Origin of the sequence: Mesorhizobium sp. M1428 (assembly GCF_040317515.1) — a bacterium.
In the GTDB taxonomy this organism is placed as follows: Bacteria; Pseudomonadota; Alphaproteobacteria; order Rhizobiales; family Rhizobiaceae; genus Mesorhizobium.
Window position 1 is genome coordinate 294,716 of record NZ_JAMYKT010000006.1, and the last position, 14,090, is coordinate 308,805.

Sequence of the window (14,090 nt, forward strand, 5' to 3'; positions counted from 1 at the left end):
TGCAGCAATCCCGCGTTAAAGAGCATGGGCCTCGTGTCCGCCCCCGGGCGTTGATGCGACAAGTCTTTCGCGGAGACACAGATGACAACAAAATCGTTTGGCCGCCCCGTTCCAATTCTCGTCGGCCTTGGTTTCCCTCGCTATGTCGAAAATATTTGGCAGGCCTATGACGTGTTAAACGAATGGCCCAGTCGCGGTCCAGCGCACAAGGCGGCGTTCGACGCCTGTCGCGCCGGGCTGGCCGACGAGCTCGATGCCGAGACGGTACACGCGGCGTTCGAAACATTCGCCCGCAAGGCGGGCATTCTGGCGCACGATATCGCAGCCGAAATACCTGCGAAGGCCCACGATGGTTGGCTGAAGCTCCCGTCGGACGGCCCGGTAGACCCTGGAGGCTGATTACTCGCAGCCTACATGAAGCGGCCAGCTGCGTGAACGGGAAGGAATATGATGCTGAGAATAGAGTTCGATACTCCTGTTTGCATCTATTTCGGCAAGCCCGGGCGATCGCGATTGGTCAGTTCCGTTTTCGAAGCAATATATTGCCTGAACAGCGAGAAATGGCCGGCGCGCAACGCTCCGCTGGCGCTGGTAGCCGCTGATGTATTGAACCGCGCCCGGACCGGTCAAATCACGGCCGCCAAAGCACGCCAGGCATTTGTAGACGCCGCTTGGGAGGCGAACATTCTTGTCGAAGGCGAGCCGCATGACGCGCGTGCCCCGACAGCCCTCATGTCGGACAGCGGATGAACCGGCAGGGGCTGCCTTCCCGCAGTTCCGTCCAGGCCAACCCTATCACGAATGGCTCGCGCCCTCGCCCTCCTTCTCCCCCTTTTGCCTGAGGATTTCGTCCGTTCCGACCAGCTTCTTCGATCCGCCTGGGATCGCAGTGGAGACGACCGCCGGCGGGTCGCTTGCCGGGAAGGAATCTTCCAGGCCTGCCTGCAACTGGTCTTCCAGCGTTTGCGGCTCTTCCGATCGGCCGGACGTCCTGCGGGCGTCCAACTTCTCCAGCGGCTGTGTCATGTCCGGTGAAGACCTGACTTCTCGAATCCAGCCATAGAGCTGTTCGATGGCAAATTCCTTCATCGTGTCGAAATCGGCCTTTTCGTCACGCGATGCCTCGATTTGGTCGACCATAGTCTTCTCGAACCGGTCGAGGCTGTCGCTTCCGCAGGCGCGGCAGAGACGGACCAACGCCTCGCGCAATATGAGCGGCGCAAAGTGCGCGGTCGCCTCGAGCCTGAGCTGCTGCAAACGCTCCGGGGTGGCGGCTTGGACCTTTGACATGTTCGACCTCTCGCCTTGTGGAGCATGTCAACGAAAATTGTCGGCGGATGTTCCATCCATGACGGCCGCTGCATAGCTCGATCCTCAGCGGTGCGCGCCACCACCGACTGCCATGCGCATACCGAGACCGACGACGAAGCAACCTGCCAGCCGCTGCTGCCAGAGCCTTACCTTCGGCCTTTTCATGATCCAGGCCCCGAGCGTGCCGGATGCGAGTGCATATGTGCCCAGCACCAGCACACCGGTCATTTTCTGGGTGCCACCGAGCAGCAGCAATTGCAGCGTGACCGATCCGCGAGCAGGATCGACGAACTGCGGAAGGAAAGCCACCATGAAGGTTAGCGGCCAGGGATTTATCAGATTGGCGATCATTCCTTCGCGTGCGGCTACAAGCGGTCCGACATTGTGCGGCTCCTTGACGGCGACGCTGGCTGACGGCAACAACACCAAACGCGATCCAAGCCAAACCAGATAGGCTGCGCCTGCCCAACGAAGCATGGCAAAGGCAAGCGGCGATGCCTGGACGAGCGACGATATGCCGAGGGCAAGGAGCGGCAACTGGACCATGCCGGCGCCGAAGGTCATTCCCAGGACGGTGAACAGGGCAACATCACGGCCCTGCCCGATGCCGCGCGCAATCACCAGCAGACTGTCGGGCCCCGGCGGCATCTGCATCAGGATGACCGTTCCGACAAAAGCCGTCCACGAAGCGGGATCCATGCCGCTACTTCGCCCCGGTTTCGTAAGATGCCTTCGCGCCGTCCTTCAACCGGCCGGCATCTCGCATCATCTTGAGCGCTTCGTCCCTCGTCAGGCCGCACCTGCGGGCAAAAAACTCGATCTCATGGGCCAACTCGGCCGGCAGGTCGTCTTTTACATGCATTCTTCGCTTGTGTTTGCGCGCGCCCATCGAGGCTCGGTCCCGTATGCGTTAGTCCTCCCGAACTCACATCGGATCAGCCGGTTCCCACTCCCTGACCAATTCGCTTGCGCAAGTTTCTCACGCGCCGTCTGGCCGGCCGACCCTGTCCATGAGTTCGTTCAGGAATGCGAGCAGCGCGTCTTCGGGATCGTCGGCCTCTTCGGTCAGCATATCAATGCCCCAGTGGCCTAGGACAGCCTCCTGGACGATGCTCGGCTGCGGCATAAAGATGAAGGATTTCGGACGGTTCTTCTCGTAGCCGGAGCGGCGCCAGGTCTGCCAAAGCCTGTGCAACAGCAGACGAATGTTCATGTCCGACATGCTGTAGCCGATGAACAGGATAGTGCGCCCGAGCGCGTCGGCCCGAAATTTCACATCGAGCGGCGAATCGAACGATAGCCGTTCAAAATAATCGGTCTCCGCCAGAACCAGTGATTTGTCGTCGTCGAAATCGCCGTGGAATTTTATGATCTGCGTCACCTCGCCAGTGGCCTTGGGCAAATCCTTGGCATTGGCCACCTTCACAAAAGGCCGGCCATGGATCTCGAAGGCAACCTCGAGGTTGCGATCATAATTGGTGGTGTAGATAATCGGAAAATCGAGCGCCACGATGAGCTTGTGGATTGCCGACCGCTGCACTTTTTCCCGCGACACGCTCCATTCGCGATCCATCCAACTGCGCAAAGGACCGAGGCTCCCCTGCTTCAGCCGGTAGTATTCGGCAAGAGCCTGATAGCTGGCCTCCGGTGCGCCGATCATGTCCTCGTGAAGGCCGAGTTCCTTTTGCATGTGCTCGATGAGCTTTTGCCAAGACGGCAAGCCGACGCTCATCGACACCCCGGCTCCAACGAACAGGATCGCTCGTCGCTCTTTCACTGATTGAGCCAATTGCTCGACTGCAGACTGCATCCGACACAACTGCGATAGGTGCCGCTCCGTTCCAGCCGAGCCCGGGCCACCGGGAAGAGTAACTCCGATTTCCGATGGAATGTGCCCCGAGCGCCGGCCACCGAGTTGGCTCACCACATCCGATATTTATTTCGTTCCCTTTGGCACTTCTGCGCCTCTCACGCGTTGGGAGTGTTCAACAAACACGGCGCAGCTAATGGATCGCCAGCGGATTGCCTCAGTCGCATTATGTGTGTTCCTGCTTACGATCGGCGCCATCCAGCAAAAGGCTTGGGCCCAAGCACCTTGCCCGGCCGACCACGACAAATTGTTTGCCGCTCTCAAGGCCAACGTCAAAGCCAGCGGCGGCCCCGGCAATGGCGGTTTCGACACTAATGAATGGGCGGCAGTCGTGGCTCGCGACGGAACGGTCTGCGCCGTCGCGTTCAGCGGGCCTACCGCCGATGCCCAGTGGCCCGGCAGCCGGCTGATCGCCGCCGAAAAAGCCAATACCGCCAACGGGCTCAGCCTCGCCCAGATGGCGTTGTCGACCGCGAACCTCTATGCGCCGGTGCAGCCTGGCGGGCCTCTATTCGGCCTGCAGGCCACCAATCCGGTCAATCCAGCGGTGGCCTATGCGGGCGACCCTTCGACATTTGGAAGCTCCAGCGATCCGATGCTGGGAAAGCCGATCGGCGGTGTCGTCGTGTTTGGCGGGGGCCTGGCTCTCTACGACGGCAAGGGGATCGTCGGGGCTCTCGGGATAAGCGGCGATTCTTCCTGTGCCGACCACAATGTCGCCTGGCGCGTGCGTGCCGCACTCGGGCTTGACAAGGTACCGGCCGGCGTCAACCCAAACCGCAAGGACGCTATCATTTACGACCTCGATCCCGGCGGCAAGAGCCCTTCCGGATGGGGGCATCCATTGTGTGCCGGAACCGAAGCGGACGTGGCTGCCGAGCTCGGCGCCGGCGTCGGCGGCTCGATACGCAAATGAGGAAAGCGCGACAGGTGGCAAGAATCAGCGTGTCTAAGGACGGAAAAAGACCAATGGCCGCGATGCTGGGATGGACGCTGCTGGCCGGCTTCGCGCTGATTACCGCGGCGGTTGCTCAGTCAACGTCAAGCCCCGCGATAAATCCGCCGGCCGCAGCCGCTCCGCCCGACGACGGCCAGTGGGCGATGCCGGCAAAGAACTACGCCTCGACCCGCTACAGCGATCTCGCGGAGATCACCGAAGACAACGTCAAGACCCTGCAGGTGGCCTTCACCTTCTCGACCGGCATCAACAAGGGCCAGGAGGCTGCGCCCCTGGTGGTCGGCAACACGATGTACATCGTGACGCCGTTTCCCAACATCCTCTACGCGCTTGACCTTACCAAGCCCGGCGCGCCGATGAAGTGGAAGTTCGAGCCCAATCCCGAACGTGCGGCGCAGGGCGTTGCCTGTTGCGACGTGGTCAACCGCGGTGCAGCCTTCTTCGAAGGGCGCATCTATTTCAACACGCTCGATGGCCACACGATCGCCGTCGATGCGGCCACCGGCAAACCGGTCTGGAACACCCACATCGGCAACATCAACATCGGCGAGACCATCACCATGGCGCCGCTGGTGGTGAAGGGCAAAGTGCTGGTCGGCAATTCCGGCGGCGAAATGGGCGTACGCGGCTGGATCAAGGCGCTCGACGCCGGCGACGGGCACGTCGTCTGGACGGCCTACAATACCGGCCCTGACGCCGAGGTGCTGATCGGTCCGGATTTCAAGCCGCATTACGACATGGACAAGGGCAAGGATCTCGGCGTCACGTCGTGGCCGCCCGACGCCTGGAAGATCGGCGGCGGCAATGTGTGGGGCTGGATCTCCTACGACCCGGACCTCAACCTGATCTTCCATGGCACTGGAAATCCCGGCCCATGGAATCCGGATCTGCGGCCCGGCGACAACAAATGGACCGCCGGCATCTTTGCCCGCGATCCCGACACCGGCGCAGCCAAATGGTTCTACCAATGGACGCCGCACGATTTGCACGACTACGACGGCATCAACGAGCAGGTGCTGCTCGACATGACCTGGCAGGGCAAGGCCCGCAAGGTGCTGGTGCGGCCGGAACGCAACGGCTACGTCTATCTGTTGGACCGCACCACGGGCGAGGTCCTGTCGGCAGTGCCGTTCGGGCCGGTCAATTCCACCAAGGGCGTCGACCTCAAGACCGGCCGGCTGATTGTAAATCCGGACAAGAAGACCGGCACCGGCAAGGTAGTGCGCGACATCTGCCCGACCGCGTCCGGCCTCAAGGACTGGCAGCCTTCGGCGTTCTCTCCCAAGACCGGCCTGCTCTACATTCCGCACAACAATATGTGCATGGATGAGGAAGGCCTCGAAGTGAATTACATCGCCGGCACGCCCTATGTCGGCATGAATGTGCGCATGATTCCCGGGCCGGGCGGCAATCGCGGTGCTTTTACCGCCTGGGATGTCGCCGCCGCCAAGCCGGCGTGGAGCCTGAAGGAGAACTTTCCGGTGTGGAGCGGCGCCGTCGCCACCGCTGGCAACGTCGTGTTCTATGGGACGATGGAAGGCTGGTTCAAGGCGGTCAGCGCCAGGACCGGCGAACTGCTTTGGCAGTTCAAGACGTCGTCCGGCATCATCGGCCAGCCGATCACCTATCGCGGCCCGGACGGGCACCAATATGTCGCGATTCTTTCGGGCGTCGGTGGCTGGGCCGGCGCGATCGTATCCGGCGATCTCGACCCGCGCGACGCCACCGCCGCGCTCGGCTTCGTCAACGTCATGAAGGATCTGAAGGATGTAACCACGCCGGGAGGTACGCTGTATGTGTTCCGGCTGCCTTGAGACGATCGGCCGAGACGCGCGCGCGCGGAGAAAATCTTCTCGGCGGTTTGGCGTCGCGGTCGGCGCACTGGCGCTCTCGCTTGTTGCCGCCGTTGCCGATGCGCGCGAGCTGAGGATCTGCGCCGATCCCAACAACATGCCGTTCTCCAATGCCGCGAGAGAAGGCTTTGAAAACAAGATTGCCGAACTCGTCGCCCGGGAGCTTGGTGCGACTGTTTCCTACACGTGGTGGGCACAGCGGCGCGGCTTCGTCCGCAACACGCTGAAAGCCGGCTTGTGCGATCTGGTGCCCGGCACGCCCGCCAACCTAGAGATGCTGCGCACCACCGCGCCCTACTACCGGTCTTCCTATGTGTTCGTGACACGCAAGGATGCGCCGGAAATCACGTCCTTCAACGATCCTCGCCTGCGCGATCTGCACATCGGTGTCCAGCTGATCGGGGACGACGGCGCCAACTCGCCGCCCGTCGAGGCGCTTGGCCGTCGCGGCATCGTCGGCCATCTCATCGGTTTCCCCGTCTATGGCGACTATTCGGCGCCGAACCCGCCAGCACGCATCGTCGAGGCGGTCGCGAATGGCGACATCGATATGGCCGTGGTCTGGGGACCGCTGGCCGGCTACTTCGCGTCCAGGCAGAAGGTGGCGCTGCGGATCACGCCGGTCTCCCCGCGCGTGGACGGCCCGCAACTGCCGATGATCTACGACATCTCGATGGGCGTGCGCCGTGGCGACGATACGCTGCGCAGCGAGGTGAACGCCGCCCTGACCAGACACCGCGCCGATATCGACGCGATCCTGGCGGCCTACCAGGTGCCCCGCTTCGACCCTGTCGGAGCGCCTTGAAATGAAGCGCGGTCTTCCCTTGCTGGTGTTCGCAATCCTCGCGGTTGCCGGGTGCCAGCGTGAAGAACGCGACACGCGTCCACAGTCGGCGCTCGGCTCGGGCGACCAGCCGGCAGCCGTGACGGCCCTCGAGCCGGGCGGCCAACGGCCGGCCTCGTCCGACACCAAGGCCGGCGTGTTCGAGGCCAACGCCTTCCACCTCAGCGAGGGCAAGCGTCTGTTCAACTGGTTCAACTGTTCCGGCTGCCATGCCAATGGCGGTGGCGGCATGGGTCCGGCCCTCATGGACCAGAAGTGGCTCTATGGCAGCTCGATCGAAAGCATCCACGCCACGATCAGAGACGGCCGGCCGAACGGAATGCCGAGCTTCCGTGACAAGATCCCGGACGACCAGATCTGGGAGCTTGCCGCCTTCGTCCGCGCGCTGAGCGGCAACGCATCGAAATCGGCCGCGCCGAGCCGCGACGACGACATGATGCCCCATCCGTCCGAAAATCGCCTGCCGGATGCCGCCACGCTGGGGAAGTCGCCGTGAACCGCCTTGTTTGCAGGGTGTGCTGCGGCGCAGCCTGCATGCTGCTCCTTGCAGGATGCAGCGGCTGGCAATCCGCGCTCGACCCGAAAGGGTCGGCCGCGGGCGAGCTTGCATGGCTGATCTGGTTTTTCACCGCGCTGTGCACGGTGGTCTGGCTTCTGGTGATGGCCATGCTGATCGTGCCATTGGCCCGGCGCGCGGCGCCCGTCGGCGATCCGCTTGTCCTCGATGCTGCCGCCGAGCGCAGCAAGATGCGAATTGTCGTCGCCGCACTCGCCGCAACCGCCCTGATCCTGGTCGGCCTGACGCTGCTGAGCTACTTCTCTAACCGGACGCTCGCCGCCATCGGCTCGAACACGGCGCTGACGATCCGCGTGACCGGGCATCAATGGTGGTGGGAGGTTCGCTACGAAAACGATCAGCCGAACCGCATCCTGACGACCGCCAATGAAATCCACATCCCGGCGGGCGAGCCGGTGCGGCTCGTAGTGACCTCGACGGACGTCATCCATTCCTTCTGGGTGCCGAACCTCTCGGGCAAGCTGGACCTCATTCCTGGCCACGAGAACGTTCTCGACCTCAGGGCGGACAAGCCCGGCGTCTATCGCGGCCAGTGCGCCGAGTTCTGCGGCGCGCAGCATGCCAATATGAGCACCTTCATCGTCGCCGAACCCCGGCCCGTCTTCGACGCGTGGCTGAACGACCAGCTGCGGCCGGCGGCCGCCCCCGTATCCGCTGAAGCCAAAGCCGGCCACGACCTGTTCCTCAAGCGGCCATGCGTGATGTGCCACAAGATCGGCGGCACTATCGCCGGCGGTACGGTCGCTCCCGACCTCACCCATGTAGCAAGCCGGCGGACGCTCGCTGCCGGAACGCTGGCTATGAGCCGCGGCAATCTCGCGGCCTGGATAGCCGATCCGCAAGGGATCAAGCCAGGTGCCCACATGCCCGTCGTTGGACTGAACGGGGACGAATTGAATGCGATCGTAGCCTATCTCGAGGGCCTGAAATGAGCAGCGCCGACCTGGCCCATGAGCGGGACCTCGCCAAGCAGCGCGAGGCGACACAAAAGGGCGACCTGGCTCCCGAGCGCGATGGTCCTCGCGATACCGGCCTCGACGACGCAAGCCTTGAGCGTCGGCTGGCGCGGACATGGCGGACGGCTCCGGGCATCATCGGTGCGCTGTCGAGCGTCGACCACAAGATCGTTGCGCGCCGCTATTTGATCACCGCTTTCGTGTTCCTGTGCCTCGCTGGCCTCAGCGCCGTTGCCATGCGCGTCCAGCTGTCGGGGCCGGAGCGCGGGCTGATCGGGCCCGACCGTTACAACCAGCTGTTCACCATGCATGGCGTGACCATGATGTTCCTGTTTGCAGTGCCGATCGTTCAGGCGACCGGCATTTACCTCGTTCCGCTGATGGTCGGCACCCGCAACATCGCCTTTCCGCGCCTCAATGCATTCAGCTTCTGGATTTATCTCTCGGGTGGCCTCTTCGCCTGGGTGTCGTTTGCACTCGACATGGCACCCGACGTCGGCTGGTTCTCCTACGTGCCGCTGTCCGGTCCTGAATTCGGGCCAGGCAAGCGCTCCGACGTGTGGGCGCAGATGATCACCTATACCGAAGTTTCATCGTTGGCGGTCGCGGTCGCCACCATCGTCACCGTGCTGAAGCAACGCGCGCCGGGCATGTCCCTGGATAAGATTCCGCTCTACGTCTGGGCGATGCTGGTCACCTCTTTCGTGATCGTATTCGCTATGCCGGCGGTCATGATCACGTCGACGTTCCTGATCCTCGACCGCCTGGTCGGCACCCATATCTTCAATCCCGCCGAGGGCGGCGACGTACTGCTCTTCCAGCACCTGTTCTGGTTCTTCGGCCACCCCGAAGTCTATATCATTTTCCTCCCGGCCACCGGCATGGTGTCCTCGATCATTGCCGCTTTCGCCCGGCGTCCGGTATTCGGCTATCTAGGCATGGTTCTGTCGCTGATTGCGGTCGGGTTTCTGTCGTTCGGCCTGTGGGTCCATCACATGTTCGCAACCGGCCTGCCAAAGCTCGGCGCGAGCTTCTTCACGGCATCGAGCATGCTGATTGCCATCCCGAACGGGCTGCAGATCTTCTGCTGGCTGGCGACATTGTGGGACGGAAAGCCGATAGTCAGGACGCCGCTGCTGTTCGTGTTCGGCTTCTTCTTCACGTTCGTCGCGGGCGGCCTGACCGGCGTGATGCTGGCGTCGGTGCCATTGGACCTGCAAGTGCACGACACCTATTTCGTGGTCGCGCATCTCCATTACGTGCTGATCGGCGGGTCGGTATTCCCGCTGCTCGGCGCGACCTATTTCTGGTTCCCCAAAATGACCGGCCGGATGATGAGCGAACGTCTCGGACGCTGGCACTTCTGGCTTGCCTTCATAGGCTTCAATGCGGCGTTCTTTCCGATGCACATTGTCGGCCTGTGGGGCATGCCGCGCCGGGTCTACACCTATCCGGTTGAGCTCGGCTGGGGCAACATCAACCTGTTCATCACAGCCGGCGCTGTCGTCCTGTTCCTGAGCTTCGTTCTGTTCACTATAAACCTGGTGTACAGCGCCTCGAGGGGCGCCCCGGCCGGGGACAATCCCTGGAATGCAGGCACGCTAGAATGGGCGACGAGCTCTCCGCCGCCGAGCTATAATTTCGCTCGGATTCCGGTGGTTAGCAACGCCGAGCCGCTCTGGGCCGAACGTGACACGCTGCCTGTCGCGACCGGGCTTCGCGTCGACGCGCGCGAACTTGTTATTTCGACCGTGGCTGAGGCGCATCCCGATGTGCGCGAGAAGTCGGCGACGCCGTCGATCTGGCCATTGTTCGCTGCGCTCGCGATCGGCGCCACCTTTCTCTATTCAATCTTCAGCCCTTGGGCAGTGGTCTGGGGAGCCGGGCCGATCGCCATCACTTTGATCGGTTGGTTCTGGCCGAAAGGCGATCCGGAGGATGAGGAATGAAACAGCGTTCTGCCGCCGATCTTTCCGACCTCCCGACCTTCGGACTCGGACCGCGCAGCCCGACCTGGTGGGGCACTCTCGCCTTCATGGCGCTGGAGGGCACCGGCTTCGCGCTCGCCGCAGGCACCTATCTTTACCTCGCCTATCTGTCGCCCAAATGGCCATTGGGCGTGCCGCCGCCCAACCATTGGCCGGGTACCATCGTCACGCTGTTGCTGCTCGCAAGCGTGGTGCCCAACCACATACTGAACCGCTACGCGGAAGCCTGTGCCATGGTGCCCGTGCGCATCGGCCTGATCGTCATGTCGCTGCTCGGTATGGCGCCGCTTGTCGTGCGGTGGTTCGAATTTCCGGCCCTCAACATCTATTGGGACACCAATGCGTACGGCTCAATGCTGTGGGTGCTGCTCGGCCTTCACACAACGCATCTGATTACCGACGTCGGCGACACGCTGGTGCTGACGGCCCTGATGTTCACGCGCCATGGCTATAGCGGCCGGCGTTTCGGGGACGTTGGCGACAACGTCTTCTACTGGGACTTCGTGGTCGCAACCTGGATCCCGATCTATCTTTTGATCTACTGGATGCCGAGGCTTGACTGAGATGCGTGCGCTTCGCTTGGGCACATCATGGGGCGGGCTGTTGTCCGGGCCCTTGGCCTGGGCGGTGTCGACGCAGCTGAATTATGCGTTCGTGGAGTGGCAGTGCGCGCACGGCATTCCCCTCATACCGGTCATTGCGCTGGTGCTGACAGTGCTGGCCTTGCTTGGCGGCGTGCTGTCGTGGCGGGCGCGCCAGCAAGGCGGTGCCGCCTTTAAACCGGATCGTACGCGCGCCACGGAGGATTTCGTCGCCAATATCGGCATTCTCAGCGCGGTGCTGTTTGCACTGGTAATCATCATGCAAGGCGCCGCCTCTCTCATTCTTGACGGCTGCCTGCGATGAGCTTCGACGCGCTGTTCTCGACATCGATCTGCTACGGTGCCGGCGCCCCGCAGGCCGGCTGGACGCTGGCGTTGCCGATCACGCTGCCGCTGACCGTCGCCGTACTGCTTTACGCGGCAGGCGCCTTTCGGCTGTGGCGGCGGAGCGCCCGCAGCCGGCCGTTGCGGCTACGGCAGGCTATGCTGTTCGCGGCCGGCTGGGCCATCTTGGCGGCCGCACTGGTCAGTCCGCTCCATGCATTGGGCGAGCGCATCTTCACCGCCCACATGATCGAGCACGAGCTGTTGATGGCGGTGGCGGCGCCCCTGCTGGTCGCCTCCTGCCCGGCGGCGGCGATGATGTGGGCATTGCCGACCAAGCTGCGGCTGGCATTTGGCGCAGCCGGGCACGCGAAGGTGCTTCGAACCGTGTGGGCCGCCGTCAGCCGCCCTGTAGCCGCGACCTTCCTGCACGGCGTCGCGATATGGGCATGGCACGTTCCGGCGCTGTTCGAGGCGGCGCTTGCACGGGGTGTCCTGCATTATGCGCAACATACGAGCTTCTTCGGTACGGGGCTGCTGTTCTGGTGGGTGCTGCTGCCGCGCTCAGGCCGCGAACAAGCCTATGGCAGCGCAGTCATGCACCTTTTCTTCACCTCGCTGCACACCGGCCTGCTCGGGGTACTGCTGCTGGTCTCGCCAAGGCTGTGGTATCCGGCAAACGACGCCGGCGCGGAATTGTGGAACCTTAGCGCGCTGGAGGACCAGCAGCTCGCCGGCTTGGTGATGTGGGTTCCTGCCGGTCTGATTTATGGCGGAGCCGCGTTGCTGCTGGCCGGTCTGTGGATTCGCGCAAGTGGACAGAGAAGATGGGAGGTGTCGCATGCGCTCCGCGCTGTCTAAGCTGGTCATTGGTGCTGGGGCGGTAATTGCCGTGCTGGCCGCAGCTTGGGCGGCGCTGACGTTTTGGCCGGAGCGCCTCGGCCAGGTTGCTTATGAGACTGACAATGCCACCAGCAGCATTGGCGTGCGCGCCACACCGCGCTTCACTCCGTCCGGGTCCATCCTCGGCGCCGCGGCAATTGTCGTGCTCGTTGCAGTTCTGGCCGGGATCGCGTTGTACTTCGAGCAAAGCCGTCGAGTGGAGCAGAAGGCCGACAATGCAACCGGCGGTGTTGGCGCCCGCGCCATACCCATCATGATGGCCAATGGCTGTGCTGGATGCCACACGATCAGCGGCGTTCCCGGCGCGCAAGGGTTGGTCGGGCCGCGCCTGGATGCCGACTTGGCTACCCGGGTCTATATCGGCGGCGTCTTGCGCAATAAGCCGGAGAACCTGGTCCGTTGGATACGCGCCGCAAGGGAGGTCAATCCGCACACGGCAATGCCCTCGACCAGAATTTCCGAGCAGGAGGCGCGGGATATCGCGGCCTACCTCTATTCGCTGAAATGACACGATTGCAGCATTTCTTGAAGAGCAGGGTTAACTGCAACACCTCGCCAGGAACAAATCGGCATAGCCACGGTTTGGTTCTACACGTCAAATCGCGAGGAAGTCCTATGGATACCGATGTCAATTCCGAAACCCGCTCGATCTTCATTGTCGGGCTGCGCAACGCTCACGCCATGGAGAACCAGGCACTGTCGATCATGAAACCTCAGGTCAAGCGGATCGAGAACTATCCGCAGGTCGCCGACCGCCTGCAGCAGCATATCACGGAGACCGAAGGGCAGATCGCCCGCCTGGAATCCATTCTGGATGGCCTCGGTGAGGACCATTCCACATTGAAGGATACGGCTATGTCGATGGTCGGCAGCATGGCCGCGATGGGACATTCCGTAGCCGGCGACGAAATCCTCAAGAACAGCTTCGCCAACTTTGCATTCGAAAATTACGAGATCGCCGCTTACAACTCGTTGCTCGTACTCGCCGAGGCCGGAGGGTTTAGTCAGGCAACCAGCTCTCTTCAGCAGAATCTCCGCGAAGAAGAGAAAATGGCCGACTGGTTGAAGCAGAATCTGCGCGGCGTCACTTTGCAATACGGCAGGCTGCGTGAGGCGGGAGAGACCGCCAAGAGTTAGGCCGCCCCGCTGGCCGAGAGGAATTCCTGGCAACCACCCAGTCGAATTGACGGGGTGGTTGTTTTTTTCAGAATGGAGAGTGCTGCTGAGACTGTGCGCTTTGCCGTTGGCCAGACACGCTTCATAGAGCCCGAAGAACCGAACGGATTCAGAGCGAAGAAGCGGAACGAACCGGAGCGCCTACGTTCTAATAACTTGAGTGTCGCGACCACATTTGTGTGCGGAACGTTGCGGACTCCTAGCCGACTTCGATGTTCCAACCGCGACGCAACCCGCGGTCGGAATAGCCACGAACGACCGCAGCGCTATCAGGTCGTTTCGGGAGACTCGTTCGATTTGGGAACCTCGTCGGTCTCCGGCAAACGATCGCGAATGGCTTCCTCGGTTTTGCTTGCCGTCTTTTTCACGACTTTCTCGACGCGGTCGACCAACGTCTCGGCGTCGCCGCTGGAACCCTGTCGGTCAGCCTCTTCCTTTACAGTCTCATATGCTTCGGCGGCTACCTGCTTGGCTTGCTCCACCCCTTCTTCAAGGAGATCCTCAGCACTGTCGCGAAGCTTGTCGCGGTAGGGGCCGAGTTGCTCGTCTTCCGCGGCGGTGTGAGGCAGCATCACGCCGATGGCTGTGCCCACGGCAAGGCCCACCACGGCCATTGCCAGAGGTTCGCGCTGGAACAGGTCCTGCGCCGACTGCCGCACCCGCCCCGACATATCGGTGGCGGCCGAGCCGACCTGCCCGGCTGTGCTTCTCAATCTTTCTTTGGCGCC

The 14,090-nt window shown here is 62.5% G+C and carries 17 protein-coding genes and 1 pseudogene; 13 read left to right on the forward strand and 5 right to left on the reverse strand.

From position 1 onward, the window contains the following. Positions 1 to 81: 81 nt before the first annotated feature. Together NKG60_RS11780 and NKG60_RS11785 are read left to right on the forward strand one after the other, a co-directional pair. On the forward strand, positions 82 to 399 hold the full coding sequence (locus NKG60_RS11780) for a DUF982 domain-containing protein (protein WP_352660318.1): 318 nt from the start codon (positions 82 to 84) through the stop codon (positions 397 to 399). Positions 400 to 450: 51 nt separating this feature from the next. Beyond that, the gene (locus tag NKG60_RS11785; RefSeq protein ID WP_352869256.1) at positions 451 to 750 is read left to right on the forward strand and encodes a DUF982 domain-containing protein; all 300 of its coding nucleotides are present in this window, start codon (positions 451 to 453) and stop codon (positions 748 to 750) included. Positions 751 to 795: 45 nt separating this feature from the next. Here the strand turns inward: NKG60_RS11785 and NKG60_RS11790 are convergent, their stop codons facing one another. From NKG60_RS11790 to NKG60_RS11805, 4 genes are all read right to left on the reverse strand, one after another. Further along, the gene (locus tag NKG60_RS11790; protein ID WP_352660312.1) at positions 796 to 1,290 is read right to left on the reverse strand and encodes a hypothetical protein; all 495 of its coding nucleotides are present in this window, start codon (positions 1,288 to 1,290) and stop codon (positions 796 to 798) included. Positions 1,291 to 1,374: 84 nt separating this feature from the next. Continuing rightward, positions 1,375 to 2,010, reverse strand: a complete 636-nt coding sequence (locus tag NKG60_RS11795; RefSeq protein ID WP_352660310.1) for a LysE family translocator — start codon at positions 2,008 to 2,010, stop codon at positions 1,375 to 1,377. A gap of 4 nt (positions 2,011 to 2,014) precedes the next feature. Beyond that, on the reverse strand, positions 2,015 to 2,200 hold the full coding sequence (locus tag NKG60_RS11800) for a hypothetical protein (protein ID WP_352660307.1): 186 nt from the start codon (positions 2,198 to 2,200) through the stop codon (positions 2,015 to 2,017). Positions 2,201 to 2,290: 90 nt separating this feature from the next. After that, positions 2,291 to 3,121 carry an SIR2 family NAD-dependent protein deacylase gene (locus tag NKG60_RS11805; protein ID WP_502903341.1) on the reverse strand — a complete coding sequence of 277 codons (831 nt, stop codon included), beginning with the start codon at positions 3,119 to 3,121 and terminating at the stop codon, positions 2,291 to 2,293. A 196-nt stretch (positions 3,122 to 3,317) separates the two neighbouring features. On the opposite strand from NKG60_RS11805, the gene NKG60_RS11810 reads away from it, so the two are divergent. From NKG60_RS11810 to NKG60_RS11860, 11 genes are all read left to right on the forward strand, one after another. Next, positions 3,318 to 4,097 (forward strand): heme-binding protein, encoded by a 780-nt coding sequence (locus NKG60_RS11810; protein WP_352660302.1) that lies wholly within the window; start codon positions 3,318 to 3,320, stop codon positions 4,095 to 4,097. A gap of 53 nt (positions 4,098 to 4,150) precedes the next feature. After that, positions 4,151 to 5,953: a methanol/ethanol family PQQ-dependent dehydrogenase gene (locus NKG60_RS11815; RefSeq protein WP_352660299.1), complete on the forward strand. Its 1,803-nt coding sequence runs from the start codon at positions 4,151 to 4,153 to the stop codon at positions 5,951 to 5,953. Beyond that, the gene (locus NKG60_RS11820; protein WP_352660296.1) at positions 5,934 to 6,797 is read left to right on the forward strand and encodes a substrate-binding domain-containing protein; all 864 of its coding nucleotides are present in this window, start codon (positions 5,934 to 5,936) and stop codon (positions 6,795 to 6,797) included. The genes NKG60_RS11815 and NKG60_RS11820 overlap by 20 nt, the downstream gene beginning before the upstream one ends. Before the next feature lies 1 nt (position 6,798). Next, the gene (locus NKG60_RS11825) at positions 6,799 to 7,332 is read left to right on the forward strand and encodes a c-type cytochrome (RefSeq protein ID WP_352660293.1); all 534 of its coding nucleotides are present in this window, start codon (positions 6,799 to 6,801) and stop codon (positions 7,330 to 7,332) included. Positions 7,333 to 7,370: 38 nt separating this feature from the next. Continuing rightward, on the forward strand, positions 7,371 to 8,345 hold the full coding sequence (gene coxB, locus NKG60_RS11830; protein ID WP_352660290.1) for a cytochrome c oxidase subunit II: 975 nt from the start codon (positions 7,371 to 7,373) through the stop codon (positions 8,343 to 8,345). Beyond that, entirely contained in the window at positions 8,342 to 10,318 is a 1,977-nt protein-coding gene (ctaD, locus tag NKG60_RS11835; protein ID WP_352660287.1) for a cytochrome c oxidase subunit I, read from the forward strand. Before coxB ends, ctaD begins: the two co-directional genes overlap by 4 nt. Next, complete coding sequence (locus tag NKG60_RS11840) at positions 10,315 to 10,920, forward strand: cytochrome c oxidase subunit 3 (protein ID WP_352660284.1); 606 nt, start codon at positions 10,315 to 10,317, stop codon at positions 10,918 to 10,920. Before ctaD ends, NKG60_RS11840 begins: the two co-directional genes overlap by 4 nt. A gap of 1 nt (position 10,921) precedes the next feature. Then, positions 10,922 to 11,263: a hypothetical protein gene (locus NKG60_RS11845; protein WP_352661283.1), complete on the forward strand. Its 342-nt coding sequence runs from the start codon at positions 10,922 to 10,924 to the stop codon at positions 11,261 to 11,263. Beyond that, a complete protein-coding gene (locus NKG60_RS11850; protein ID WP_352660281.1) occupies positions 11,260 to 12,144 on the forward strand; it encodes a cytochrome c oxidase assembly protein in 885 nt (294 codons plus the stop codon). The genes NKG60_RS11845 and NKG60_RS11850 overlap by 4 nt, the downstream gene beginning before the upstream one ends. Next, a complete protein-coding gene (locus NKG60_RS11855; RefSeq protein WP_352660279.1) occupies positions 12,125 to 12,694 on the forward strand; it encodes a c-type cytochrome in 570 nt (189 codons plus the stop codon). The genes NKG60_RS11850 and NKG60_RS11855 overlap by 20 nt, the downstream gene beginning before the upstream one ends. Before the next feature lie 107 nt (positions 12,695 to 12,801). Further along, positions 12,802 to 13,323, forward strand: a complete 522-nt coding sequence (locus NKG60_RS11860) for a ferritin-like domain-containing protein (protein ID WP_352660276.1) — start codon at positions 12,802 to 12,804, stop codon at positions 13,321 to 13,323. A gap of 308 nt (positions 13,324 to 13,631) precedes the next feature. Here NKG60_RS11860 and NKG60_RS11865 read toward each other — a convergent pair. Continuing rightward, positions 13,632 to 14,090 (reverse strand): annotated as a pseudogene (locus NKG60_RS11865) (YtxH domain-containing protein); the annotation flags it as partial.

Coding starts and splice junctions, on each gene's coding strand:
- NKG60_RS11785 (WP_352869256.1), top strand. CDS start 451: ATGCTGAGAATAGAGTTCGATACTCCTGTTTGCATCTATTTCGGCAAG.
- NKG60_RS11825 (WP_352660293.1), top strand. CDS start 6,799: ATGAAGCGCGGTCTTCCCTTGCTGGTGTTCGCAATCCTCGCGGTTGCC.
- coxB (WP_352660290.1), top strand. CDS start 7,371: ATGCTGCTCCTTGCAGGATGCAGCGGCTGGCAATCCGCGCTCGACCCG.
- NKG60_RS11795 (WP_352660310.1), bottom strand. CDS start 2,010: ATGGATCCCGCTTCGTGGACGGCTTTTGTCGGAACGGTCATCCTGATG.
- NKG60_RS11790 (WP_352660312.1), bottom strand. CDS start 1,290: ATGTCAAAGGTCCAAGCCGCCACCCCGGAGCGTTTGCAGCAGCTCAGG.
- NKG60_RS11860 (WP_352660276.1), top strand. CDS start 12,802: ATGGATACCGATGTCAATTCCGAAACCCGCTCGATCTTCATTGTCGGG.
- NKG60_RS11780 (WP_352660318.1), top strand. CDS start 82: ATGACAACAAAATCGTTTGGCCGCCCCGTTCCAATTCTCGTCGGCCTT.
- NKG60_RS11845 (WP_352661283.1), top strand. CDS start 10,922: ATGCGTGCGCTTCGCTTGGGCACATCATGGGGCGGGCTGTTGTCCGGG.
- NKG60_RS11810 (WP_352660302.1), top strand. CDS start 3,318: ATGGATCGCCAGCGGATTGCCTCAGTCGCATTATGTGTGTTCCTGCTT.
- NKG60_RS11855 (WP_352660279.1), top strand. CDS start 12,125: ATGCGCTCCGCGCTGTCTAAGCTGGTCATTGGTGCTGGGGCGGTAATT.
- NKG60_RS11850 (WP_352660281.1), top strand. CDS start 11,260: ATGAGCTTCGACGCGCTGTTCTCGACATCGATCTGCTACGGTGCCGGC.
- NKG60_RS11820 (WP_352660296.1), top strand. CDS start 5,934: ATGTGTTCCGGCTGCCTTGAGACGATCGGCCGAGACGCGCGCGCGCGG.
- NKG60_RS11800 (WP_352660307.1), bottom strand. CDS start 2,200: ATGGGCGCGCGCAAACACAAGCGAAGAATGCATGTAAAAGACGACCTG.
- NKG60_RS11815 (WP_352660299.1), top strand. CDS start 4,151: ATGGCCGCGATGCTGGGATGGACGCTGCTGGCCGGCTTCGCGCTGATT.
- NKG60_RS11840 (WP_352660284.1), top strand. CDS start 10,315: ATGAAACAGCGTTCTGCCGCCGATCTTTCCGACCTCCCGACCTTCGGA.
- ctaD (WP_352660287.1), top strand. CDS start 8,342: ATGAGCAGCGCCGACCTGGCCCATGAGCGGGACCTCGCCAAGCAGCGC.
- NKG60_RS11805 (WP_502903341.1), bottom strand. CDS start 3,121: ATGCAGTCTGCAGTCGAGCAATTGGCTCAATCAGTGAAAGAGCGACGA.